Origin of the sequence: Dorea sp. 210702-DFI.3.17 (assembly GCF_020560825.1) — a bacterium.
In the GTDB taxonomy this organism is placed as follows: domain Bacteria; phylum Bacillota; class Clostridia; order Lachnospirales; family Lachnospiraceae; genus Dorea; species Dorea formicigenerans.
This window is the reverse complement of record NZ_JAJCNB010000035.1, coordinates 1-23,758: the sequence shown is the minus strand read 5'-3', so window position 1 is coordinate 23,758 and position 23,758 is coordinate 1. Positions and strand designations below refer to the sequence as shown.

The window sequence follows — 23,758 nt, the reverse complement described above, 5'->3', positions numbered from 1 at the left end:
CGGAAGGATATCTGGATGAGGAAGAGGCAGAAGAGCCGGAAGGATATCTGGATGAGGAAGAGGCAGAAGAGCCGGAAGGATATCTGGATGAAGATGAGGATTTTTCAGATGATGAGTCAGAGGATATCGAGATCAGGGATTTGGATTTAGACGATATTCCATCTGACGAGGAGAGCGAGGAATAGGCTTATGAAACTGGACATGCATTGTCATGTAAAGGAAGGGTCCATTGACAGCAAGGTGAGCCTGGACGAGTACATTACACTTTTAAAAGAACGTGGATTTGACGGAATGCTGATTACAGATCATGATACGTATAAAGGATACCGACACTGGAAATACCAGATGAAGGGAAAAGTACATGATGATTTTGTAGTCTTAAAAGGAATTGAGTATGATACTTGTGACGGGGGACATATTTTATGCATTATGCCAGAAGGCGTGAAGATGAGACTTTTGGAACTCCGAGGTCTTCCGGTTGCAGTATTGATTGATTTTGTGCATAAGCACGGAGGAATTCTGGGGCCGGCACATCCATGCGGGGGTAAATATTTAAGTTTTACGAACACAAAGCGTTATTACAAATCACCAGAGTTATTTAAGCGGTTTGACTTTATTGAAGTATTTAATGCATGTGAATCAGCAGAGTCTAATGCGAGAGCCCTTAAGCTTGCACAGAAATATAAGAAACCGGGAATCGGTGGCAGTGACGCACACCGACCTAATTGTGTAGGTATGGGGTATACCATTCTGCCAGAGCGAGTGACATGTGAGACAGAGCTGATCGCACTGATCAGGTCAAAATCTTCAGTGATTGAGACCGGCGGCAGTCTGTATGGAAAGACGACAAAAGACAAGATGGGAAAGGCGGATAAGATTCTGACATATTCTTTCTGGTTTTATAATAAGGCCGGTACAATCATGCGTAAGAGAAAACGTATGCTGAATGGAAAGATTGAGAATCCTGTCGATCCGATTGATCCGATTGAGTTGAAATATATGTAATAAATAAAAAAGAAGTATTCTGATAAATGAGATTTTACTCAAAGTCAGAATACTTCTTTTTTAGTGCGCCCTTATAAGAGCTTAGAACAAACTTGCGATATGATAAACTACAAAACTTATAATCCAGGCAGTACACAGCTGATAGAGCAGGATAAAACCAGTGGATTTCCAGCTTTGCAACTCACGATGAATCGTTGCAATGGTTGCTGTGCATGGTACATATAACAGACAAAATGTCATAAGTGCATAAGCATTTGCCGGGCCAAAACCAATGGCACCAAGAGAAGCCACCATTGCGGTCATTCCGTGGGCAGTCGTAATATTTTGAATTCCGAAGAGTACGCTGCAGCTGGAGACAACAACTTCTTTTGCGGCAATACCAGCGATCAAAGCTACAATAATCTGCCAATATCCGAGTCCGACCGGTTGAAAGACCGGTACGATCAGGCGTCCAATGACAGAACCAAAGCTTTCAGAAATATCTGTTACATATCCATGAGGACCAAAGTTTAAGATTGCCCACATTAAGATGGATGCGATAAATATAACAGTTCCAGCTTTTGTAAGATAATCTTTTATCTTCTGCCATACATAAATCGCAATCGTATGGGCACTTGGAGTTTTATATTCCGGCAATTCGATCAACAAGGCATGTGTCGCTTTGCTTCCGTCGATTTTGGACAGGATAAATGCTGTTGTAATTGCGATAATGATGCCGAGCAGATACATGGAATAGCAGACGATCATGGCATATTTTCCAAAGAACATAGAGGAAAATAAGACATAGATCGGAAGTCTTGCACTGCACGACATAAATGGTGTAATCAGGATAGTCTTAAAACGGTCTCTTTTATTTTCAAGTGCCCGGGAAGCCATGACTGCAGGTACGGTACAGCCGAATCCGAGCAACAATGGAAGGAATGCTCTTCCGGATAATCCGAGACTGCTCATAATATCGTCCATGACAAATGCAACTCGTGACATGTATCCACTGTCTTCCAAAAGCGCAAGGGCCAGGAAGAGAATGAAAATGTTTGGTAGAAATGTCAGAATTCCGCCAACTCCTGAAATGATGCCGTCTACGATCAACGAAGTCAACATCGGACTTGTGTGGACAGCAGCAAGACCATTTGATACGAGATTTGAGAATACTTCAAGAGCAATCTCAAAATATCCTTTCATCCAGTCTCCTACAGTAAATGTGAGGAAGAATACAAATGCCATGATCAGAAGGAAAATCGGAAGACCAAGCCATTTCCCGGTCAGGTACTTATCAATTCTTTCTGTAGAGGCTGCCTTCTGAGCTTTGTTGACAAGTACTTCATCAATAATTTCTTCGATAAAGTCATATTTTTGATTGATAATATCCTTTTCATAGCTTCTGTCTACAATTTGTTCCATTCCGGCAAGTGGATATTGATCCAGAATATTTTTATCCATTTCCAGATATTTGATGGCGTGCCAACGCATATTATCCATTTCCGGATAAGTTGCGGTGATCAAAGTAATCAGTGCATCGATTTTATCTTCTATAAGGTCGGAATAGACCATGGCATATTCTGAGTGATGATTATGCCGGTGTTCAGAATGCATTCCTTTGTGATGATGAATAAAAGGTCCCTGGCTGGCATATTCACTGTGATGGGAAACGGCATGCAGCAGAATGGAAAGTCCTGTCTTTTTTCGTGCTGATACAGGGATTGCTGGAATTCCAAGCATTTCCGGGAGGCGGTGCAAGTCAATTTCCATGCCGCGGCTCTCTACAATATCCATCATGTTCAGAGCCAGTACAACGGGTTTTCCGAGTTCGATCAGTTGAAGGGCCAGATAGAGATTACGTTCCAGACTGGAAGCGTCAATGACATCTACAATGACATCAACTTCATCACTCATGATACATTCTCGAGATACAGTCTCTTCCATTGTATAAGAAGTCAGACTGTAGATTCCCGGAAGGTCAATGAGACGGAACTTCTGATCTTCATAGGTCGTGAAGCCTTCTTTCTTTTCCACTGTGACACCGGGCCAGTTAGCTACCTTTAGATTTGCACCGGTGTAAGCGTTAAAGAGGGTTGTCTTGCCGCAATTTGGATTACCGATGAAGCCTACATTAATGATTTTTTCCATTATTCTGTGACCTCCTTCACTTCGATGTGGTCTGCGATTCTTTTGCCAAGTGCAAATCGTGTGCCACGAAATCTGGCGGTAAGAGCACCTTTTTTATTGTTGTTCAATATTGTGATTTTGGCGCCTTCTGTCAATCCAAGCGCTTCTAGACGTCTCTCAAGAAGAAGCTCAATGTTGATAGAAAGAACCTGATAAGTTTTGTTATTTTTGCCTTGCTTTAAAGTCATCTTTTGTCCTTTTTATAAATTGTAAATGAGAATTATTTATCGGTTACTCCACTAACTATATCATCAATTGACGAAAACTTCAATGTGAAGTATACTGGATTTCATAAACATAAAAGGGGGATTTTATGCAGATTTATTACTTGATGTTATGCTTTTTCGTGTATGGTTTTCTGGGCTGGTGCACAGAAGTTGCATATGCGACAACAAAGCAGAGAAAGTTCGTGAACAGAGGTTTCCTGAATGGTCCGATCTGTCCGATTTATGGAGTCGGTGTGACGGTAGTCGTCTATTTCCTGACACCGTATAAGGACAATTTGATTTTGCTGTATGTGTTGTCCACAGTGTTGGTGACAGTCCTGGAAGGGCTTACCGGATATCTGATGGATAAGATTTTTCATCATAAATGGTGGGATTATACAAATCAGCTGCTGAATATCGGTGGATATGTTTGCCTGATATTTTCCCTTGTGTGGGGAGTAGCATGTGTACTGATCGTCCGTGTGATTCATCCGGTCATTCATAAAATATTGACATTTATTCCACATACATTAGGGCTTATAATGCTCGCAGTACTGGAAATCTGTATTTTTGTTGATCTGTATGTGACTGCGGCCGGAATCCTGAAACTGAATCATCAGTTGGAAGCTATGGCGAAGATTGCCGCAGAGCTGCATGAGATTTCGGATAAGCTTGGTGAAAATATCCATGAAGGTATGATGGATACGATGGAGGCAACAGAAGAAAGACGCAAGAAACTGGAAGCAGCAACAGCAGAGAGCCGCAAGAAGCTAGAAGCTGCGACAGAAGAAGGCCGCAGGAAACTGGAAGCAGCAACGGAAGGCAGCCGACGTAAGCTTAGTGAGGGGCGTACAAGGATTGGCGGAACCGCAGACGAAGCAAGGCAGCAGCTTCAGGCAAGAAGTGAAGAACTTCGCAAGAAGTACGAAGAGCTGTCAGGTCAGGACGGAGCCGTGTCCAGACGTCTGATGAAGGCATTCCCACGTATGGAATCTAGACAGTATAAGGAGACATTTAACGAGTTACGTGAGAAGCTGAGATTGAAAGAAAAGATGAAGAGAAAAAAATAGTAGTACAAGGTTCAGCACCATATCCAACTAGGACAACAGTTGGTGTGACAGGACTTTGCGGAGATGCATTAATAGAAATTGAGTTAATAGCGAAGAAATAATCAGGTTGAGGAAGAACAGGTCGATGGATCTGTTCTTTTTTTCGTTAGTGGCGAGTCAAAGTCCGAGTAGTCTTCCGACCTTGGTAATTGTAAGCAATCTCAGAAGGTATCTTTTGAATCTTTTTATGATTGTGTTGTGATAAGTTTAAAACTGGCTTGCTACAAAATGTAAAAACTGGATATTTAATAAATACCAGTTTGCAGTATGATATGTATCATAGTTACGTAACACAGAGAAAAAATATCAGCTGGAAGGTGACTCCCACCTTTATAGGTGGTGAGAAACAAGCTGGTATCAGTGGTGGGAGTCAATCCCCCAGCTGATATAGCCTCCGGCAGGATTGCAGAGGTGCGCAGTAGAAGTATGTCATGCAATTGCATGACGCGCACCTCGCAGCAAGAATGCCGAGGCATTCTTGAATATAAAAATAAAAAATCGGATGAAGAGAAAGGTGAAAAACTATGGCAGAGAATAGATATGAATTAAACAAGCAGTTAGCGCAGATGTTAAAAGGCGGCGTTATCATGGACGTAACAACACCGGAGCAGGCAAAAATCGCAGAGGCAGCAGGTGCTTGTGCAGTTATGGCGCTGGAGAGAATTCCTGCAGATATTCGTGCAGCAGGCGGGGTATCCCGCATGAGTGATCCGAAGATGATCCGCGGAATCCAGGAGGCCGTATCAATTCCGGTCATGGCAAAATGCAGAATCGGACATTTTGTGGAGGCACAGATTCTGGAAGCAATTGAGATTGACTATATCGATGAGAGTGAAGTCCTTTCACCTGCAGATGATGTATATCACATCAACAAGAGAGACTTTAAAGTGCCATTCGTATGTGGGGCAAGAGATCTTGGAGAGGCACTTCGAAGAATTGCTGAGGGAGCTTCTATGATCCGTACAAAGGGTGAGCCGGGAACAGGAGACGTTGTACAGGCTGTCCGCCATATGCGTGTGATGAATGCTGAAATCCGCAGAATTCAGAGCTTAAGAGAGGACGAGCTCTTTGAGGCGGCAAAGCAGCTTCAGGTTCCGGTTGAACTGGTAGAATATGTTCATGAGAATGGAAAGCTTCCGGTTGTAAACTTTGCAGCAGGAGGAGTTGCAACTCCGGCAGACGCAGCACTGATGATGCAGCTTGGAGCAGAAGGAGTGTTCGTAGGATCTGGAATTTTCAAATCTGGTGATCCTGCAAAACGTGCCGCAGCAATTGTAAAAGCAGTAACTAATTATACAGATGCAAAACTGATCGCAGAACTTTCCACAGATCTTGGTGAGGCAATGGTCGGAATCAATGAGCAAGAGATTGAACTTCTGATGGCAGAGAGGGGCAAATAAGATGACCGTAGCAGTACTGGCACTTCAGGGAGCATTTCTGGAACATGAACAGATGCTTAAGAAACTTGGAGCAGATTATTTTGAAATCCGTCAGAAAAAAGATCTGGACAGACCGTTCGATGCACTGATTCTTCCGGGCGGTGAGAGTACGGTGATGAGAAAACTGTTACTGGAACTTGACATTTACGATGCTTTAAAAGAGAAAATCCTGTCAGGTCTGCCAGTTTTTGGAACCTGTGCGGGACTGATCCTTCTGGCAGATGAAGTGGAAGCAGGAGTTCCGTGTTTTGGTACTATGAATATTACGGCAAAGCGTAATGCATATGGAAGACAGCTTGGAAGCTTTCATACAGATGCAGAGTTTGATGGACTTGGTCAGGTGCCGATGACATTTATCCGGGCACCATATATTGCCCAGGCAAGGGAAGGTGTTGAGATTCTGGCAGAAGTAGATGGTAAAATTGCGGCTGCCAGACAGGGACGACAGCTCGTGACAGCATTTCACCCGGAACTGGACGGGGATACGAGAATACACGAATATTTTTTGAATATGTAAAAAAATATATGTAAAAAAAGAATAGTCTCGAAAAAAGAAGGACCAAGGGTTTATTATAAAACCCTAAGATCCTTCTTTTTGTTATAATTAACTTGTGATAAAACATACAAAACATAGTTGACAAGTTTGAAATGTGGTGCTATATTAATACCAACGACGAATACACACTACATTGATAGGAAAGGTAGGAAGATATCATGGCAAAGATTTACAACGGAACAATTGACTTAATTGGAAATACACCACTGGTTGAGGTTAAGAATATTGAAAAAGAATTAGGACTGGAAGCAAGAGTACTTGTAAAGCTTGAGTATTTTAATCCGGCCGGAAGTGTGAAGGACAGAATTGCAAAAGGCATGATTGAAGACGCGGAGGAAAAAGGACTTTTGAAGGAAGGATCTGTGATCATCGAGCCTACATCTGGTAATACCGGAATCGGTCTTGCGGCAATCGCAGCGGCTAAGGGATACAGAATTATCCTGACAATGCCTGAGACTATGAGTGTTGAGAGAAGAAATATTCTGAAAGCGTATGGAGCAGAGATTGTGCTGACAGAAGGGGCAAAAGGAATGAAAGGTGCCATCGCAAAAGCAGATGAACTTGCAAAAGAAATTCCGAACAGTTTTATTCCGGGACAGTTTGTGAACCCGGCAAACCCAGCAGCACACAGAGCTACAACAGGACCGGAGATCTGGAATGATACAGACGGAGATGTGGATATCTTTATCGCAGGAGTTGGTACAGGTGGAACATTGACAGGAGTTGGAGAGTATCTGAAAGAAAAGAAACCAGATGTTAAAATTGTAGCACTTGAGCCTGCAACATCACCGGTACTTTCAGAAGGTAAGAGTGGAGCACACAAGATCCAGGGAATCGGAGCAGGATTCGTTCCAGATGTACTGAATACAAAAGTATATGATGAGATAATTACAGTTGAGAATGACGATGCATTTGCTACAGGAAAACTTCTTGCAAAACACGAAGGAGTTCTGGTAGGTATTTCATCAGGAGCAGCTCTCTGGGCAGCAATTGATTATGCAAAACGTCCGGAAAATAAAGGTAAAACTATTGTAGCATTACTTCCGGATAACGGAGACAGATATTATTCAACCCCTCTGTTCGCTGAGTAAGATTAAAAAAGAGAGTGAATAGATATTGACGTAGGACAGCGGGCAAAAGCCGGCTGTCTGATACGTTAAACTAGAGGAGAGAAGATTATGAAACTTTCGATGAAGAGCAGATATGGCCTGCGGGCATTAATTGATCTTTCAGTAAATTCTAAAAATGAGCAGGTAGCATTGGGGGGCATCGCGGAGAGAAATAATATCTCTCCGCAGTATCTGGAACAGGTATTTGCGAGCCTTAGAAAAGCAGGAATTGTCAAGAGTATAAAAGGATCCCAGGGCGGATACTTTTTAAATAAACCTGCAGAACAGATTACAATTTCAGAGGTGATCGAAGCCCTGGAAGGTGATTATAGAATCGAGGCTGAAGATGTGCCGGAAGACTGTGACTATAAAGCAGCACCGGAGGCAATACAAAAACTGGTCATAGACAAAGTGAATTACGAACTGGAGAAGATATTGACAGGCATTACACTTTATGATCTGGAAAAAGAGTACCAGACATATGTAGACTATGGACAGGATATGTATTATATCTAAAGATTGAAATTTGTTTCTTATGCAACAGATTAGTTTTTTATTCATGGTGAATGCGAAAGGTATCCGTCAGTTTTTCTAAAGGAGACAGGCATGAAAAATCCATTACATTATCAGTTTTCAGAATATGACTGCGGACCGACATCTATGCAGAATGCCATCAGTTTTTTATTCGAACGAGAGGAAATTCCACCGGAAGTCTTGCGCAACATTATGCTATATTGTCTGGACTGCTATAGCAGTGAAGGAGTTCCCGGAAAGAGTGGAACGTCCTGCGCTGCCATGATGTTTCTGTCGAACTGGCTGAACAGCATGGGGAATCTTGGGATTCTCCCTGTAAAAAGCCGTTATCTGTACGGAAAAGAAGTGTATCTTGGAAATGAAAGCTATGTTAATGACGCTCTCAGAAGAGGAGGCGCTGTTGTGCTGCGTCTGTTTTCTGATGAGTGGCACTATGTTCTTCTTACAGGCGAAGAGGGGGAACATGTCTACATGTTTGATCCGTATTATGATCAGGAAGGATATGGTCTTGATGACATACAGATTGTCGAAAATTGTCCGACGCGCTATAATCGCATTGTGCCGTGGAAATATTTTAATAAAATTGCGTTAAATGTCTATTCTCTGGGGCCTTATCAGGGGCGGGAGGCAATCATCCTTTTTAATAAGAACACAGAGCTTACGTCTGAGAAAACCATCGAATATTTTATTTAAAAGTGCTATTGACAAATCATAGCATTCTGGCTATGATAATAGCACTCGTCTAAGAAATTCTAATTTTCAGTAACATATCATGGGGTGTATCCCCAACGAAGGGAATTTATTTCTTCCCAGATTTCCAAAACGAGAAAACAGGTGAAGGGAGGTCTTTTTTGTAACCCATAAACAACAGATTCATTGATCATTAAGAGGAGAATTGCATATGGAGAAAAAAGGAGTTTATTTTGCCCGTAAGTTCATTTTGGCAGTAGGGGTGTTCTTTTTGTTACTCATTTTGCCGGCAGTGAATGCAGAAGCAAAGGAAGTATCCCTTGTAAAAGGGGATGCAATCAGGTATATGGGATATTCGACCCATTATTATTACGTGGATGGTAATCTGGCATTTTGTCTGGAGCCAGATATGAAATCACCGGAGAATGGTGCATATAGCGCATCAGAATTGGATCCGAAGTCACATCTTAGTAAAGCAATGTATTACATGTACGGTGGACCGGGATATGAGCAATATATCAAAAGTTCACTGACCGGAGGCTGGGGTGAAGATGCTAATGCATATTGTCTGACCCATTGTGTATTATCATACATTTATGACGGCTGCGATCAGAACAGTGCGGCGTTTAAAGGCCTGAATGCAGACATTGCCAGTGCGGTAGTCATGTATGCGGATTATGTAAAAAATCTTCCGGATATACCAGATGCAGAGCTGGCATTTTCTGAAAATGGGCTGACGGCCTATTATGACCGGGAACAGAAATGTCAGAGGACCCAAAGTATTCGTCTTGTAGGGGATACGGCAAATAGTATCACCGTTCCGCTTCCTGATGGAGTCATGCTTGTTAATGAGACGAGAGGCACGAGTGGAAGTGGAAATGTCAAAGTATCGGGAGGAGACACATTTTACTTAAGGGCAGATGTTGCATATGGAAATGGAACGACTTGGAGCAGTGGTGAAATCAGGGGAGAAATTGCAAAATCGTGGAAAATTCTTCTGGTCAAGACCGGAAATGGAAGTCAGGATATTGGGACAGCTTCTATGCAGCAGATTATATCATCACCAATCGAATTGCAGGTAAAATGGCTGGATAAGCCGGAGCTTCAGGTAGAAAAAAATGCAGATAAGTCCGGTAAAACTTATAAATTAGGGGATATTATTACATACACGCTGGATGTGACTCAGCAGATTGAAAAAGCCATTGCAAAAAATGTGGTGATCACGGATACGATTCTTACAGAAGGAGTAAAACTTCAGAAAAATTCAGTGATATTGTTAAATGAAAACGGTGAGAAAATTCCTGACGCAAAGATTACAGTGCAGGGGAATTCTTACACAATTCGTGCAGGTGAATTCCTGGAGGGACCGGAAAGCGGTCAGAAGTACACGGTAGAATATCAGGTTGCAATTACTGACGAGAGCGTAATTGGAAAAGAGATTGAAAATGAAGTAGTTGTGTGTTCTGAAAATGCAGAAGAAGTTAAAGACAGAGAGACTGTGAAAGTAGAAGAAGAACCAAAACCTGAGCCGGGAGAGCCGAAAGTGGAAGAACCGACACCGGAGGAGCCAAAAGTGGAGGAGCTGAAAGTGGAAGAACCGAAAGTAGAAGAACCGCAGATACCTGTTACACAGGCAGTTACATCGGCGAAATCATTAAAAGCATCAACTGTGAAAACGGGAGATGTAGCAAATATAACAGGAATTATCCTGATACTGATTCTTTCTTGCACCGTGATTGTGCTGTGTGGTACAATGAACGCATGGCGAAAAGCTAAGAAACATCATAAAAAGCACTAATGGAAAGAACAGGAGGTTGTCGTGATGGGAATGACAATGACGCAGAAAATATTAGCTGCGCATGCTGGACTGGATCATGTAGAAGCCGGACAGTTAATAGAAGCAAAATTAGACGTAGTAATGGCAAATGATATTACAGGACCGATGGCACTGCCGATTTTAAAGCAGATGTCCGACACTGTATTCGATAAGAATAAAGTAGTATTTGTACCAGATCATTTTACACCGAACAAAGATATCAAATCCGCAGAGAATTCAAAAGCAATCCGTGAGTTTGCAAAAGCACAGGGACTGCACTGGTATTTTGAACAGGGAAAATCCGGAGTAGAGCATGCAATCCTTCCGGAGGCAGGAGTTGTTGCAGCCGGCGAACTGATTATCGGAGCAGACTCACATACCTGTACATATGGAGCACTTGGAGCATTTTCAACAGGTGTGGGTACAACAGATATCGCAACAGGAATGGCTATGGGAGAGCTGTGGTTCAAAGTGCCGGCTGCAATCAAATTCGTATTAACTGGAAAACCGGGCAAGTATGTAAGTGGTAAAGATATTATCATTCACATCATTGGAAAGATTGGTGTAGACGGTGCCCTTTACAAATCTATGGAATTTACCGGAGACGGAATTGCCAATCTGTCTATGGACGATCGTTTTACAATGGCGAACATGGCAATCGAGGCAGGTGCAAAGAACGGAATCTTCCCGGTAGACGACAAGACAATCCAGTATCTGAATGAGCATACAAAGAAAGAATATACAGTCTATGAAGCCGATGAGGACGCTGAATATGAGCAGGTCGTTGAGATCGATCTTGCAGAAGTCCGTCCAACCGTTGCATTCCCACATCTTCCTGGAAACGCAAAAACGATCGATGAGATCGAGGCTATGGAGCCGATCAAGATCGATCAGGTTGTTATTGGATCCTGTACGAATGGACGTATGGAAGACATGAGAAAGGCAGCAGCAATTCTCAAAGGTCATAAAGTACACGAAGATGTACGTGTTATGGTAATTCCGGCTACTCAGAAGATTTACAAACAGTGTATCCACGAAGGACTGATGGATATTTTCGTAGATGCAGGATGTGCAGTGAATACACCGAGCTGCGGACCATGTATGGGTGGACATATGGGTGTTATGGCAGCAGGAGAAAAGTGTGTATCGACAACGAACCGTAACTTTGTAGGAAGAATGGGACATGTAGATTCCCTGATCTATCTTGCATCACCGGAAGTAGCAGCAGCAAGTGCAATTGCAGGATGCATCGCAAATCCTGAGAAAGTGGAGGTCGTTGAATAATGAAAGCAAAAGGACATGTATTTAAATATGGAGACAACGTAGATACAGACGTAATCATTCCGGCAAGATACCTGAATTCTTTTGATGCACAGGAACTTGCAAGCCATGCAATGGCAGATATTGATCCGGAATTTGTAAATAAGGTACAGCCGGGAGATCTGATCGTGGCAAATAAGAACTTTGGATGTGGATCCTCCAGAGAGCATGCGCCACTGTGTCTGAAAACAGCAGGAGTAAGCTGTGTTATAGCAGAGACATTTGCCAGAATCTTCTATAGAAATGCAATCAATATCGGACTTCCGATCATCGAATGTCCAGAGGCTGCGAAAGGAATTGAAGCCGGAGACGAAGTGGAAGTTGATTTTGATAATGGTATGATCTATAATCGTACAAAAGGAACGGAATTTAAGGGACAGCCATTCCCGGAATTCATGCAGAAACTGATTGCAGCAGGCGGACTTGTAAAATATACAAATAGTAAAAAAGCAAAATAAAAGTGATGCCAGGCAGAGAATTACAGGATCATAGAAGGGTGGAACAGATGGATTTATATTATAAAAGTACAAGAAATTCTAATTTGAAAGTGACTGCATCGGAGGCAATTTTAAAAGGACTTGCTCCGGACGGAGGGCTTTTTGTGCCGGAGAAGCTTCCGGTACTTGGAAAGTCTATGGAAGAACTGAAGGATCTGAACTATCAGGATACTGCTTATGAAGTTATGAAGTGTTTCCTTACAGATTTTACAGAAGAAGAGTTAAGGAATTGTATTGAAAAAGCATATGACAGCAAGTTTGATGATGAGGCAATTGCTCCACTTGTAAAAGTAGAAGATACTTATTATCTGGAACTGTTCCATGGAGCAACGATTGCATTTAAAGATATGGCACTTTCTATCCTGCCACATCTGATGACAACATCTGCAAAGAAGAATCAGGTGAAGAATGAGATTGTAATTCTGACTGCCACATCCGGAGATACAGGAAAAGCTGCTATGGCAGGATTCGCGGATGTAGAAGGAACAAGGATTATCGTATTTTATCCAAAGAATGGTGTCAGCAAAGTACAGGAACTCCAGATGAGAACCCAGAAAGGGGCAAATGTAGATGTAGTTGCAATTCATGGAAACTTTGATAATGCCCAGAGTGGAGTAAAGCAGATGTTCGAAGATCAGGAACTTGCAAAAGAACTGGCTGATAAGGGATACCAGTTCTCATCAGCAAACTCCATCAATATCGGACGTCTTGTGCCACAGGTTGCATACTATGTATATGCATATACAAAACTGCTTGCAAATGGAGAGATTAAAGACGGCGAAAAGATTAATGTAGTCGTACCGACAGGTAACTTTGGAAATATTCTTGCAGCATACTATGCAAAGAATCTGGGAGTACCGATTGCAAAGCTTATCTGTGCTTCTAATGATAATAAAGTATTGTATGATTTCTTCCAGACAGGAACGTATGATAAGAACCGCGAGTTTGTATTAACTACATCTCCTTCTATGGATATTCTGATTTCCAGCAACCTGGAGCGTTTGATCTATCTCATCTGTGGTGAAGATTCAGAGAAGACAAAAGAGCTGATGGAAGAGCTTAAGACAACCGGAAAGTATACAATTACACCGGAAATGAAAGAAAAACTAGCTGATTTTGCTGCCGGATATTCTACAGAAGAAGAGACGGCAGAAAGTATTCATGATACTTATCAGAAGACAGGATATGTCATGGATACACATACAGCAGTTGCAGCTCATGTATGCGGACAGTATCGTGCTAAGAGTGGTGATCAGACAAAATGTGTCATTGCATCTACAGCAAGCCCATACAAATTCGTAAAGAGTGTGATGAGCGCTATCGATGCAGAGAATGCAAATGCAGATGAATTTGATCTTCTTCCAAAACTGCAGGAAGTATCCGGTGTTCCGATGCCACAGGCAATTAAAGATATTCTGGATGCAAAAGTACTTCATGATCTGGAATGTGATGCAGATAAGATGAAAGAGACCGTAAAAGGGATTCTGAACGTATAGAAGAAAATAAATTTTGTAAGAGGATGGAGCTAAAGGAAGATAAATATTAGAACTATAGGTAAAATAGATAGAAAAATATATAGCTGTATAACGAAAGATATTGTAACGGATGAAGTAATTATCACAGATGAAAGAATACAGCATATAAGGGAAAGGCATCCTAATGATTACGAATGCTATTATGATGCAATGAAAGAAATAGTGGAACATCCGGATTATCTTATAGAAACTAATAAGTCTAATACTGCTTTAGTTTTAAAAGAAATTATAGCAGTGAATAATAAAGTGTTTAAAGTAGTTGTACGCTTGAATACATCTACAGACAATCCTCAATATAAAAATTCTATCATTACATTTATGAAAATAAACGAGAAAGAGTGGAAACGTTTATTAAAAAATAAGACAATTCTTTACAAAAGAGAATAAAAATGCTATGATAAGAATACAATAAATAAGAAGTTACTTGAGGTGGAGGAATTCGTACCCGTCCACACGCCGAGAGCTTGACAGGGGAAACCCGAGAGACGCAGGAGAATGGTACGCCTGCCAAGTAGCTTCTTAGTAAAAAAATAGTTACTCAGTATAAAACCTCTCCGAAGCTGACATGAAAGCTTGGAGAGGTTATTTGCGTTATTGATAAAAAAGTTTCAGCAGTCAGAAATTGCAAACCACATACTTGACTTATACCATATAGGGGTATAAGGTGAATGTGTAAGAAAGAGTTACATATTAATTTAATTCAAAGACAGATATAGAAGCAGGAGGCAGATTATGATAAAGACGGTATTAAAAGTAAATGGTATGATGTGTGGCATGTGTGAAGCGCATATGAATGATCTGGTGCGTAAGAATTTTCAGGTAAAAAAGGTTACTTCTTCAGTAAAAGATGGTGAGACAGTTGTGATCAGTGAGGAAAACTTGGATATCCCGTTCCTGAAAAAAGAGATTAAAGAAATCGGTTATGAACTGGTAGATGTTCATACAGAGCCATATGAGAAGAAAGGATTCTTTCATTTTGGAAAGAAGTAAGATAGTATCTGTTATAGAAAGAATGCGATTCCCTGTGAAGTGTAAAAGCTTTGCAGGGATTTTTTTTTATTCGATGTCGAAAGAATTTATTTTGTAAATCTTTAAGAATTCTTTAGAACCTTATGCGTTTATATTAAGAACCTTGTTGTAATCTATAGTAGTAAGGAAGAGGAGTAGAGAAAGACGAGGTAATGAATGATGAAGATATTAATTACAACAGATTGGTATAAACCAGTGATAAATGGAGTTGTGACATCGGTATTAAACTTGACAGAGCAACTGGAGAGTCGCGGACACGAAGTGAAGGTCTTGACCTTATCCAGAAACTGTCATTCTTATAAAGAAGGAAATGTAATCTATGCCGGATCTGTGGGTATGGGAAAGATATATCCACAGGCAAGGGTGAAGATTCCGGTTGTGGCGAGAGAATATATGGAAGAGTTGCTTGCATGGAAGCCGGATCTGATTCATTCCCAGTGTGAATTCTCGACATTTTTTCTGGCAAAAAGAATTGCAGGAGAATTAGATATTCCAATCATTCACACATACCATACTGTATACGAGGATTACACACATTATTTCTCACCACAGAAAGCATGGGGCAGGAGCCTGGTACAGATGATGACAAGAAAATTATCAGATCAGGTGGATGCCATGATCGCACCAAGTGGAAAGATAGAACGGATTCTGGAAGGCTACCGGGTAAGCTGTCCGGTCAGTGTTGTACCGTCTGGAATTGATACAGAAAAATATAGAAGACGAATTGACGACGGAAGCAGAGAGGCGCTTCGGGAACGATATGGCATAAAGGAAGAGGAGATTGTTTTCGTTTATGTTGGGAGAATGGCAAAAGAAAAGAACATTGAAGAGTTGCTTTGGTATCAAAAAAGTGTACAAAACAATATAAAACTTGTCTTAGTAGGAGACGGGCCATATAGAACTACACTGGAAGAAAAGGCAAAAGAATATCAAGTAACAGATAGTGTAATCTTTACAGGAATGGTGTCGCCAGATGAAGTCGCCAGATATTATCAGATTGGAGATCTTTTCGTCAGCGCATCAACAAGCGAAACACAGGGTATGACATATGATGAGGCGCTGGCTGGTGGAGTACCGCTTTTATGTAGAAAAGATGACTGCCTGAAAGAGGTAGTTATGGAAGGAAAGAATGGCTGGCAGTATGAAAATGAGTCTATGTACCTTGAGTGTATACAGAAATGGAAGGAGTTCAGTGAAGATGAAAAGAGGAGAATGCGCAATACAGCAGTTCGGACAGCAGATCAGTTTTCCAAAGAGAGCTTTGCGAAGCGGGTGGAGAGGGTTTACCTGGCAGCGCTGGAAGAAAGAAAAAGACGGAATGTCTATGCAGCTTAATGATAGAAATCAAATGGCGAAAATATGGAATCTGGTCTCACTTGCCGGGTTATTGATTTGTGTAGCACTTGCATTTTGGGCATATAAAAATGGCATTCTGGATTCTGTGGATACATTACAGGCATTTATTGCTAAGTTCGGATATGGAGGAATGGCAATTTTTGTACTGATTCAGATTGTCCAGGTAGTCATTCCGATTCTTCCAGGAGGAATCAGCTGCCTGGGAGGAGTGATTTTCTTCGGGCCATGGCTTGGATTCGTATATAATTATATAGGAATCTGTATTGGTTCATTGGCAGCATTTGGAATATCCAGAATGATGGGACGTCCGGTTTTACATAAGATGTTTTCGGAAAAATTGATTCAGAAATATGATTCCTGGACAGAAAAAGACAGCCGGTTCTTAAAATTATTTACACTGGCAATCTTTTTTCCGGTAGCACCAGATGACTTCTTATGTTATCTGGCAGGAACGACGAAGATGACATGGAAGCAGTTCTCACTTGTCATTTTGCTTGGAAAACCATGTTCCATTGCACTTTACAGTCTGGGACTTACGACAGCATTTCGGATGATATTCTCAGTCTAATGTGTTATCGGTAGAAGGTAAAATGTTACACCTTGAAGAAAGATTAAGAATGGGGGGTGAAATTATGAAGACATATATATACGAAGGTGGTTTTGGAATTGTTGCAAAAAGTGGTGTGGGCAGTGCAATCAAACACCAGAAGAATATGTTGAAGCAGGCAGATATTGAAGAAGCAAAAAGCTGGAAAGAGGCGGATATTGTACACATTAATACGGTATTTCCGGATTCCGTGCTGGCAGCCTGTCTGGCAAAAATGCAAGGTAAGAAAGTCGTCTATTATGGACATTCAACGATGGAGGACTTCCGGAACTCTTTTATCGGTTCCAACCGTTTCGCACCTCTTTTTAAGAAATGGATTTGCTTCTGTTACGGTCTTGGAGATATTGTCATTACACCGACAGAGTATTCCAAAGGTCTTTTGAAAAGCTATGGAATCCAAAAGAAAATCTATGCTGTTTCCAATGGAGTAGATACGGAATTTTTCCAATCCAGAAATAAAGAGAAAGAAAAGCAGGAGCTTCATGAGAAATATAAAATTTCAATGAATCGTAAAGTGGTTGTGTCAGCAGGGCATCTGATTAAGAGAAAAGGTATTCTGGATTTCCTAAAGCTGGCAAAGATGATGCCGGAAACAACCTTTATCTGGTTTGGAGGCGGAAATGACAGCCTGGTGACACAAGAAGTAAAAGAAGCAGTAAAAAAGAAAAGTGAAAATGTAATCTTTGCCGGATATGTGGAAGCAGAAGAACTTCGGAACGCCTACTGCGGAGCCGACGCATTTGCATTCTTCAGCTATGAAGAGACGGAAGGGATAGTAGTGCTGGAGGCACTTGCCTGTGAAGTGCCGGTAGTCCTGCGGGATATCCCTGTATATAAAGGATGGATTCAAAATCAAATGCAGGCATATAAAGTACATAATCTGGAAGAATATAAGCATAATTTGATGCATATTTTCAAGGAAAAGCAAGAAGAATTAAAGAGAAATGCAAGAGAACTTGCAGAACAAAGAAGCATTCGAAGTGCTGGTGAAAGATTAAAAGTTGTCTATCGACTGTCTGGGGTGAATGTGCTACAATCAACTTATAAGGGTCTTCTGCATAGAAGTGTGTGGAAGCAGGAAGCATAATCAGGAAAGGAAGTATTTGTTATGTCAAAAGAAACTTTAGAGTATGTTGTAACAAAAGCTAAAGAGCTGATTGCAGCACCGAGCTGTAGTGCAGAGGCAAAAGAAGCAGCCCAGGCGTGGATTGCAGCAGTGGGAACGGACAAGCAGGCAGAAGAGACAAAGAAATTCATCGCTGAGATGGAAGAAGATATTATTCCAATTGATGGACTCATCGCATTTGCAGAGTCCGATGCAGGAGCAAAAGTATTCGGCGGAGCGGAAAAAGCCAAAGGTGTAGCAGAGCACGGAAGAGAGATCAAGGCAGCAGGAGCAAAATACTGTGACTGCCCGGCATGCGCAGCAGTAGAAGCAATCCTCAGTAAAAAAGAGGAACTGCTGGGATAGAGAATTATGTAAAATATAAAGGCCTTCTATGATAAAATGAATCATGGGAGGCCTTTTATTATGACAAACAGAAAAAACAACTTTACAAACCGAAACTAATGACTGAGGGAAAGAGAAATTATTTTTCCCTGGGAATGGATTAAAAAGAGTCTTATGGGCCAAAATCAGACAAAATTTGTCTAAAAATTTTTATAATCCAGATAAACAAACAGTGATAAAGATTCAAAAGAAGAGCATTATGAAAATGACAAGGACATTCAAAGTTCTATAAAGATGAAAAGAAATAAAAAACTATAAAAGAAATTAGAAAGTGAGAAAAGAAATGATTTGGTTTACATCAGATATGCATCTCGGACATGAGAAGGCATTGGACTTCACATGTCGACCATGGAATCAGATTGATGAAATGAATGAAGGAATTTTCTCTAAATTTTATATCTAATTTTTGATTATCCGTATAAACACTATACTTTCAAATATTTTGAAGTATAGAAAAGCACTCATTTTACCACGAATTTACCATAATTAAACGAGCCTTGATATGACTATAAATAACACTAAAAAGACCTCACACCTAAACGGTGTCTTTTTTAAAAGCAGTCAATCATAAGACCAACTGCTTTGTAAATATAGATATTAAATTGTTAAGCTGAGATTTTACTTAGATTTATCTTTCACTGGTTTGCTATTTTCATCATTTTCTCCTTCAAGCCATGCCATTATGCCAAAGTTACAAAATGGATAAATTATTACTTCTTTATAAACTTCTTGCTCACAACGAGGGCAGATGACATATTCTTCACCTTTTACATTTTTTAATTACCGAAATTCCCTTTTTTATTTGCAAATTACATGTCTTATAGCTTACCATGTTTTTCGTATCTTGCGACTCTTGATATTTTGTTATCCTCATCTACAAATACTACTTTAGGTGGATTTTTCTTTACCTCTTCTGGAGTCATCTGTGCATAGCACATTATGATTATCTTATCACCTGTCTGAACACATCTTGCAGCAGCTCCATTGAGACATATCATTCCGCTGCCTCTTTCTCCTGCAATTGTGTATGTCTCAAATCTGTTCCCATTATTTATATCTACGATACTTACCTTTTCATACTCCAAAATTCCAGCACTGTCAAGTAAGTCTTCGTCTACAGTGATGCTTCCTACATAATCAAGTTCTGCTTGAACTACTGTAGCTCTGTGTATCTTCCCCTTTAACATTTCAAATGTCATATTTAACCCCCGTTTAACCTTCGTAAATAAAGTTGTCAATCAATCTGGTTTTGCCGATATAAACTGCCATGGCAACTAGTACTGGTGCTGTCATCTCCTTGACCGGTTTAACTGAAACAGCGTCTACAGCCTGAACATAATCTATTTTCGCCATAGGCTCAGTTTCAATAAGCTTAATCATTTCTGATACAATTTTATCTGTATCTTTTTCTCCTGCTTTTGCCATATCTTCTCCGAGCTTAACTGCTTTGCTTAAAATTAGTGCCGCCTTTCTCTCATCTTTGCTTAGATATGTATTTCTTGAACTCTTTGCAAGACCATCCTCTTCTCTAACTATAGGGCAGCCCACAATTTCGATATCAAAGTTCAAATCTCTAACCATTCTTTTTATAATCGCAAGCTGCTGTGCATCCTTTTGACCAAAGTAAGCTCTGTCGGGATTTACAATATTAAAAAGTTTAGATACTACTGTGCCTACACCCCTGAAATGTATTGGTCGTGATTTTCCACAAAGTTCCTCTGAAAGACTTTCTATGTTTACATATGTTGAAAAATCGTCAAAATACATATTTTCCGGCTCAGGATTAAATATTAAATTAGCACCTGCCTCCTCACATAGCATAGTATCCCTTTCCAAATCCCTCGGATAGCTTTCCAAATCTTCCCCTACTCCAAATTGAGTCGGATTTACAAAATCACTGACAACAACTCTATCGTTTTCTGAAACAGCCCTTGTAATTAAACTCTTATGTCCTTCGTGCAAAAATCCCATAGTAGGAACAAGACCTACTGTAAGACCTTCTTTCTTCCATTCTTTGACTATAACTCTCACTTCATCTACGGTTTTTACTATTTTCATCGTTCTATCTCCTAATATAACTTGTTAATTACATCTTCTGAAATTTTAAATGTGTGTTCAGGTGCTGGAAAGCTTCCCTGTTTAGTTTCTTCTATATATGCAGCAAAGGCTTCTTTCATTACATCTCCTACCTTTGCGAATTGTTTTACGAATTTAGGTGTAAAGTCAGAGACCATTCCAAGCATGTCCTGATAAACGAGAATCTGTCCATCGCAGCCAGATCCTGCACCTATTCCTATTGTAGGAATATTAATGCTTTCAGAAATAATTTCCGCTAATTTTGCAGGTACGCATTCCAAAACAATCGCAAATGCTCCTGCTTCTTCAACAGCTTTTGCCTCTTCAATGAGTTTCTTTGCTCCCTCTTCACTTTTTCCCTGAACTTTAAAGCCTCCAAAAACGTTCACTGACTGAGGTGTAAGTCCAATATGTGCCATAACAGGAATTGAAGCAGCTGTAATAGCTTTAATCTGTGGACAAACAGAGGCTCCACCTTCTAGCTTTACTGCTTGACATCTTCCTTCTTTCATAAGTCTTCCTGCGTTATACATGGCCTCTTCAACTGAAACTTGATATGACATAAACGGCATATCTCCAACTACTAAGGCATCTTTGGCACCTCTTGTAACTGCTCTTGTATGGTGAATCATATCTTCCATTGTTACCGGCAAAGTATTTTCGTATCCGAGCATAACCATGCCAAGAGAATCTCCAACGAGAATACCGTTAATACCTGACTGATCCATCAATTTAGCTGTCGAATAGTCATAGGCTGTCAGCATTGTAATCTTATCGCCCTTAACCTTCTGTTCTTTAAAAGTGGATACTGTGTTTTTCATTTTTAATTACCTCCGTCATCTTCAAATAGTCACTGTCTAAATGTTTTTCCTGTGCAATACTGAGAAGCTTTTCTGAAAGCAAAAGATATATCATCTCATATCCCACCTTTTCCTCAGACTCGTTTATCCATGCTGCCTTAATAGCTTCAATGTGTTTTGTGATAGTCGACAAATCATTTCGCTCAACAGGACCTGTGAGGGCAGCCGCAACTCCTTTTTCTGCCAATGTGTCGGCATTTCCAGTAAACAAAGGCACTAAGGCTTTCTTTGCATCTTTTTTATCAAAGCCGCATTTTACAAGCATTTCAGCCCCCACTTGAAAAAGTCCGTTTACGAGATTGCTTACAACTACTGCACCGCAGTGGTAAAGAGATTTATTTTCCGCTCCCATTGCGATTACCTTATTTCCTGCTCGCTCAAAGATACTCTTAATCTCATCTAGATTCTCTGCCGAACCCTCCACAGTAAAATAAGCCTTATTCAAGTGTTTCCATGATTCGCACTTATCACTTATTGCATATAGGGGATGTACCGAATAGATATTTGCACCGAGGTTTTCACCATCAAAAAAAACGGTTGATGAAATCGAACCGCTGCAATGACAAATATTTTTATTTTTAATATCCAGATTCTTCATATAATCCCATACTTTGCTTATCTGTCCATCAGGCACAGTAATAAACAGGGTATCACTGTCACTTAAGATATCCTCTATACTCTTATATAGTTTTGTGTTAGTAAAATCTGCTGCTGATTTAGCTGATTCCGGTGATTTGCTGAAGTAACCCGTAATCTCTACGCCGTTTTCCTTCAGGTATTTTCCAAGGGAAAATCCTACTTTCCCCGCTCCGATAAATCCTGCTCTCATATCGATCACTCCTTTCTGGGAAGTGACAATCATGAAAATCTGCATGGATGAGGTCTCGTTCAAACTGATATAATCCTCATGGTTTAAAAATAAAAAATATGTGGTATAGTTTCTGTTCGAATACTATCTACCCATTACTATAGCACCTATTTAAGTGATTGTACAGAGAAAAAAATAAGGCACCACTCTAACTAATTTATCATTAAAGTGATGCTAATATAAATCGTGTTATTTAGCTTTTCTGTATTTAATCATTTTCACAATCTGAATTATCAAAGTCGGGATAAAAATATAAAGCATGACAAAACACTTCTTCATTTTTCGCTTGATTACCCACCACAGAAAAGAAAGAACCCTGTAAAGAGCCTTACCACCATTGGTGGTGCTTTGCACTCTTGATTGGGCTTTTTGTTTGCTGTATCTTTCATGCAAGAGGAAAATTAAAGTCCTCTATTCCATTTCTCTTTTAGATAATCTTCATAGTCCGTTTCATTAAAATCTAATTGTGGCGAAGTGTTGGGAATGTTGTTTCTGTTGTCTATATCTGCAAGCTGACGGAATATCCAATCATCATAAGGGTCGTGATATTTATACTCTTTGGGCTGTTCTCTGTATCGGTCTAACCCTCGCATTTCCTTATGTACTTTCATCATGCGTTCCAATTTCTGACGCTGTATCAACTGCTTGATTTCCATAAGTTCTTCCAACTCTACTACCTCACTAGAAAGATAATTGCTAATGTATCTAATCAATGTAGTTTCCATGTAAAATCTACATTCTTTTTCGTCATTGAAAAATTCATTTTCAGACAAATAATCTAAGGAAACATTAAAATCCTGTTCTCGTTTGATAACGTCCATGATATATGGCTCGGTGTGGTCAATATATTTCCATTCCCCCGACAATAATTCATTCGGTGTTACTCCCAGCACGTCCATTATCTTTTCCAATGTATCAAAGGTAGGATAATTCACACCTCGTTCAATCTTGGAAAGGCTCTGCATATTGATACCGATTTTATTGGCAAGTTCCTGTTGTTTCATTCCCCTGTGTTTTCTTATGATTTGTATGTTTTCTCCTAAGAAACTGATTTTCTTTTCATAATACTCCATAACTTAGTATAACCGCTCCTTTCGTTGCTTTTATTGTCATTTATAAGCATATCATACTTAATATATATCGAAAAGTCAATCGAAACTTCTTGACAAGTAATTCTAGTGGCGTTATTATCTTATCAGACAGAGTGATTAAGCACGCTAGGGTCAATCACACACTTGAGTAAGCATATATAAGAGATGTTTTCACTTTGATAGCATGAATGAGCATGGACTATCAGACTAAAAATAGGGTTTCTGACTGGGGCTGTTTCGTTTAGCCACGAGCCTCTCAAGGCTCGTGAGCGTTAAGAACGGAACAGACACAGGAAGAAAGGGAACGCCTTTAGGCGCTCGTAAAGGGCGTATATGTAACACCGCCCTGCGCATACATGTCATAGTACCTAGAAACTGT

At 40.4% G+C, this 23,758-nt stretch carries 24 protein-coding genes and 1 pseudogene; 18 read left to right on the top strand and 7 right to left on the bottom strand.

Annotated features, from left to right (window positions below; translation table 11 throughout):
• A pseudogene (locus LI149_RS12865) lies at positions 1-185 on the top strand (hypothetical protein); the annotation flags it as partial.
• A gap of 4 nt (positions 186-189) precedes the next feature.
• On the top strand, positions 190-1,005 hold the full coding sequence (locus LI149_RS12860) for a PHP domain-containing protein (protein ID WP_005334233.1): 816 nt from the start codon (positions 190-192) through the stop codon (positions 1,003-1,005).
• A gap of 81 nt (positions 1,006-1,086) precedes the next feature.
• Here LI149_RS12860 and feoB read toward each other — a convergent pair whose 3' ends face one another.
• Both feoB and LI149_RS12850 read right to left on the bottom strand, forming a co-directional pair.
• On the bottom strand, positions 1,087-3,132 hold the full coding sequence (gene feoB, locus LI149_RS12855; RefSeq protein WP_117606442.1) for a ferrous iron transport protein B: 2,046 nt from the start codon (positions 3,130-3,132) through the stop codon (positions 1,087-1,089).
• The gene (locus LI149_RS12850) at positions 3,132-3,359 is read right to left on the bottom strand and encodes a FeoA domain-containing protein (protein WP_005334231.1); all 228 of its coding nucleotides are present in this window, start codon (positions 3,357-3,359) and stop codon (positions 3,132-3,134) included. Before LI149_RS12850 ends, feoB begins: the two co-directional genes overlap by 1 nt.
• Positions 3,360-3,484: 125 nt before the next feature.
• On the opposite strand from LI149_RS12850, the gene LI149_RS12845 reads away from it, so the two are divergent.
• The 16 genes from LI149_RS12845 (at position 3,485) to LI149_RS12770 (ending at position 18,445) form a co-directional block, all read left to right on the top strand.
• Entirely contained in the window at positions 3,485-4,447 is a 963-nt protein-coding gene (locus tag LI149_RS12845; RefSeq protein WP_173786415.1) for a putative ABC transporter permease, read from the top strand.
• A 563-nt stretch (positions 4,448-5,010) separates the two neighbouring features.
• On the top strand, positions 5,011-5,886 hold the full coding sequence (pdxS, locus tag LI149_RS12840; RefSeq protein WP_005338657.1) for a pyridoxal 5'-phosphate synthase lyase subunit PdxS: 876 nt from the start codon (positions 5,011-5,013) through the stop codon (positions 5,884-5,886).
• Position 5,887: 1 nt separating this feature from the next.
• Positions 5,888-6,442 (top strand): pyridoxal 5'-phosphate synthase glutaminase subunit PdxT, encoded by a 555-nt coding sequence (pdxT, locus tag LI149_RS12835; protein WP_173786485.1) that lies wholly within the window; start codon positions 5,888-5,890, stop codon positions 6,440-6,442.
• Between the two features lie 197 nt (positions 6,443-6,639).
• Entirely contained in the window at positions 6,640-7,572 is a 933-nt protein-coding gene (gene cysK / locus LI149_RS12830; protein WP_117613057.1) for a cysteine synthase A, read from the top strand.
• A gap of 87 nt (positions 7,573-7,659) precedes the next feature.
• On the top strand, positions 7,660-8,106 hold the full coding sequence (locus LI149_RS12825; RefSeq protein ID WP_005338662.1) for an Rrf2 family transcriptional regulator: 447 nt from the start codon (positions 7,660-7,662) through the stop codon (positions 8,104-8,106).
• A 90-nt stretch (positions 8,107-8,196) separates the two neighbouring features.
• On the top strand, positions 8,197-8,817 hold the full coding sequence (locus LI149_RS12820) for a peptidase C39 (RefSeq protein ID WP_227143445.1): 621 nt from the start codon (positions 8,197-8,199) through the stop codon (positions 8,815-8,817).
• Between the two features lie 208 nt (positions 8,818-9,025).
• Complete coding sequence (locus LI149_RS12815; RefSeq protein WP_227143444.1) at positions 9,026-10,612, top strand: isopeptide-forming domain-containing fimbrial protein; 1,587 nt, start codon at positions 9,026-9,028, stop codon at positions 10,610-10,612.
• Positions 10,613-10,636: 24 nt separating this feature from the next.
• On the top strand, positions 10,637-11,914 hold the full coding sequence (gene leuC / locus LI149_RS12810) for a 3-isopropylmalate dehydratase large subunit (RefSeq protein ID WP_005334219.1): 1,278 nt from the start codon (positions 10,637-10,639) through the stop codon (positions 11,912-11,914).
• Positions 11,914-12,408: a 3-isopropylmalate dehydratase small subunit gene (leuD, locus tag LI149_RS12805; RefSeq protein WP_117494098.1), complete on the top strand. Its 495-nt coding sequence runs from the start codon at positions 11,914-11,916 to the stop codon at positions 12,406-12,408. Before leuC ends, leuD begins: the two co-directional genes overlap by 1 nt.
• A gap of 47 nt (positions 12,409-12,455) precedes the next feature.
• Complete coding sequence (gene thrC / locus LI149_RS12800; RefSeq protein WP_227143443.1) at positions 12,456-13,943, top strand: threonine synthase; 1,488 nt, start codon at positions 12,456-12,458, stop codon at positions 13,941-13,943.
• A 39-nt stretch (positions 13,944-13,982) separates the two neighbouring features.
• Positions 13,983-14,369, top strand: coding sequence for a PBECR2 nuclease fold domain-containing protein (locus LI149_RS12795; RefSeq protein ID WP_330421658.1), 387 nt, complete (start codon positions 13,983-13,985; stop codon positions 14,367-14,369).
• A 345-nt stretch (positions 14,370-14,714) separates the two neighbouring features.
• Positions 14,715-14,972 (top strand): heavy-metal-associated domain-containing protein, encoded by a 258-nt coding sequence (locus LI149_RS12790; protein ID WP_022278458.1) that lies wholly within the window; start codon positions 14,715-14,717, stop codon positions 14,970-14,972.
• Between the two features lie 195 nt (positions 14,973-15,167).
• Entirely contained in the window at positions 15,168-16,346 is a 1,179-nt protein-coding gene (locus tag LI149_RS12785; RefSeq protein WP_227143442.1) for a glycosyltransferase family 4 protein, read from the top strand.
• Positions 16,330-16,935, top strand: coding sequence for a TVP38/TMEM64 family protein (locus LI149_RS12780; protein ID WP_331464070.1), 606 nt, complete (start codon positions 16,330-16,332; stop codon positions 16,933-16,935). The genes LI149_RS12785 and LI149_RS12780 overlap by 17 nt, the downstream gene beginning before the upstream one ends.
• 64 nt (positions 16,936-16,999) lie before the next feature.
• Complete coding sequence (locus tag LI149_RS12775) at positions 17,000-18,061, top strand: glycosyltransferase (RefSeq protein ID WP_173786481.1); 1,062 nt, start codon at positions 17,000-17,002, stop codon at positions 18,059-18,061.
• Positions 18,062-18,082: 21 nt separating this feature from the next.
• The gene (locus LI149_RS12770; protein WP_168932794.1) at positions 18,083-18,445 is read left to right on the top strand and encodes a molecular chaperone Hsp90; all 363 of its coding nucleotides are present in this window, start codon (positions 18,083-18,085) and stop codon (positions 18,443-18,445) included.
• An 857-nt stretch (positions 18,446-19,302) separates the two neighbouring features.
• On the opposite strand, the gene panD is transcribed toward LI149_RS12770, so the two are convergent.
• The 5 genes from panD to LI149_RS12745 all read right to left on the bottom strand — a co-directional run bounded on the left by panD (position 19,303) and on the right by LI149_RS12745 (position 23,361).
• The gene (gene panD, locus LI149_RS12765) at positions 19,303-19,683 is read right to left on the bottom strand and encodes an aspartate 1-decarboxylase (RefSeq protein ID WP_004847071.1); all 381 of its coding nucleotides are present in this window, start codon (positions 19,681-19,683) and stop codon (positions 19,303-19,305) included.
• A gap of 13 nt (positions 19,684-19,696) precedes the next feature.
• On the bottom strand, positions 19,697-20,542 hold the full coding sequence (gene panC, locus LI149_RS12760; RefSeq protein ID WP_004847070.1) for a pantoate--beta-alanine ligase: 846 nt from the start codon (positions 20,540-20,542) through the stop codon (positions 19,697-19,699).
• Positions 20,543-20,553: 11 nt separating this feature from the next.
• A complete protein-coding gene (gene panB, locus LI149_RS12755; RefSeq protein WP_004847068.1) occupies positions 20,554-21,381 on the bottom strand; it encodes a 3-methyl-2-oxobutanoate hydroxymethyltransferase in 828 nt (275 codons plus the stop codon).
• Positions 21,356-22,312 carry a Rossmann-like and DUF2520 domain-containing protein gene (locus LI149_RS12750; RefSeq protein ID WP_227086737.1) on the bottom strand — a complete coding sequence of 319 codons (957 nt, stop codon included), beginning with the start codon at positions 22,310-22,312 and terminating at the stop codon, positions 21,356-21,358. Before LI149_RS12750 ends, panB begins: the two co-directional genes overlap by 26 nt.
• Before the next feature lie 377 nt (positions 22,313-22,689).
• Positions 22,690-23,361 (bottom strand): helix-turn-helix domain-containing protein, encoded by a 672-nt coding sequence (locus LI149_RS12745; protein WP_004847061.1) that lies wholly within the window; start codon positions 23,359-23,361, stop codon positions 22,690-22,692.
• Positions 23,362-23,758: the final 397 nt, after the last annotated feature.

Excerpts from the sequence above, each read along its gene's own strand:
- LI149_RS12860 (WP_005334233.1), top strand. The coding sequence starts at position 190 with ATGAAACTGGACATGCATTGTCATGTAAAGGAAGGGTCCATTGACAGC.
- feoB (WP_117606442.1), bottom strand. The coding sequence starts at position 3,132 with ATGGAAAAAATCATTAATGTAGGCTTCATCGGTAATCCAAATTGCGGC.
- LI149_RS12850 (WP_005334231.1), bottom strand. The coding sequence starts at position 3,359 with ATGACTTTAAAGCAAGGCAAAAATAACAAAACTTATCAGGTTCTTTCT.
- LI149_RS12845 (WP_173786415.1), top strand. The coding sequence starts at position 3,485 with ATGCAGATTTATTACTTGATGTTATGCTTTTTCGTGTATGGTTTTCTG.
- pdxS (WP_005338657.1), top strand. The coding sequence starts at position 5,011 with ATGGCAGAGAATAGATATGAATTAAACAAGCAGTTAGCGCAGATGTTA.
- pdxT (WP_173786485.1), top strand. The coding sequence starts at position 5,888 with ATGACCGTAGCAGTACTGGCACTTCAGGGAGCATTTCTGGAACATGAA.
- cysK (WP_117613057.1), top strand. The coding sequence starts at position 6,640 with ATGGCAAAGATTTACAACGGAACAATTGACTTAATTGGAAATACACCA.
- LI149_RS12825 (WP_005338662.1), top strand. The coding sequence starts at position 7,660 with ATGAAACTTTCGATGAAGAGCAGATATGGCCTGCGGGCATTAATTGAT.
- LI149_RS12820 (WP_227143445.1), top strand. The coding sequence starts at position 8,197 with ATGAAAAATCCATTACATTATCAGTTTTCAGAATATGACTGCGGACCG.
- LI149_RS12815 (WP_227143444.1), top strand. The coding sequence starts at position 9,026 with ATGGAGAAAAAAGGAGTTTATTTTGCCCGTAAGTTCATTTTGGCAGTA.
- leuC (WP_005334219.1), top strand. The coding sequence starts at position 10,637 with ATGGGAATGACAATGACGCAGAAAATATTAGCTGCGCATGCTGGACTG.
- leuD (WP_117494098.1), top strand. The coding sequence starts at position 11,914 with ATGAAAGCAAAAGGACATGTATTTAAATATGGAGACAACGTAGATACA.
- thrC (WP_227143443.1), top strand. The coding sequence starts at position 12,456 with ATGGATTTATATTATAAAAGTACAAGAAATTCTAATTTGAAAGTGACT.
- LI149_RS12790 (WP_022278458.1), top strand. The coding sequence starts at position 14,715 with ATGATAAAGACGGTATTAAAAGTAAATGGTATGATGTGTGGCATGTGT.
- LI149_RS12785 (WP_227143442.1), top strand. The coding sequence starts at position 15,168 with ATGATGAAGATATTAATTACAACAGATTGGTATAAACCAGTGATAAAT.
- LI149_RS12780 (WP_331464070.1), top strand. The coding sequence starts at position 16,330 with ATGTCTATGCAGCTTAATGATAGAAATCAAATGGCGAAAATATGGAAT.
- LI149_RS12775 (WP_173786481.1), top strand. The coding sequence starts at position 17,000 with ATGAAGACATATATATACGAAGGTGGTTTTGGAATTGTTGCAAAAAGT.
- LI149_RS12770 (WP_168932794.1), top strand. The coding sequence starts at position 18,083 with ATGTCAAAAGAAACTTTAGAGTATGTTGTAACAAAAGCTAAAGAGCTG.
- panD (WP_004847071.1), bottom strand. The coding sequence starts at position 19,683 with ATGACATTTGAAATGTTAAAGGGGAAGATACACAGAGCTACAGTAGTT.
- panC (WP_004847070.1), bottom strand. The coding sequence starts at position 20,542 with ATGAAAATAGTAAAAACCGTAGATGAAGTGAGAGTTATAGTCAAAGAA.
- panB (WP_004847068.1), bottom strand. The coding sequence starts at position 21,381 with ATGAAAAACACAGTATCCACTTTTAAAGAACAGAAGGTTAAGGGCGAT.
- LI149_RS12745 (WP_004847061.1), bottom strand. The coding sequence starts at position 23,361 with ATGGAGTATTATGAAAAGAAAATCAGTTTCTTAGGAGAAAACATACAA.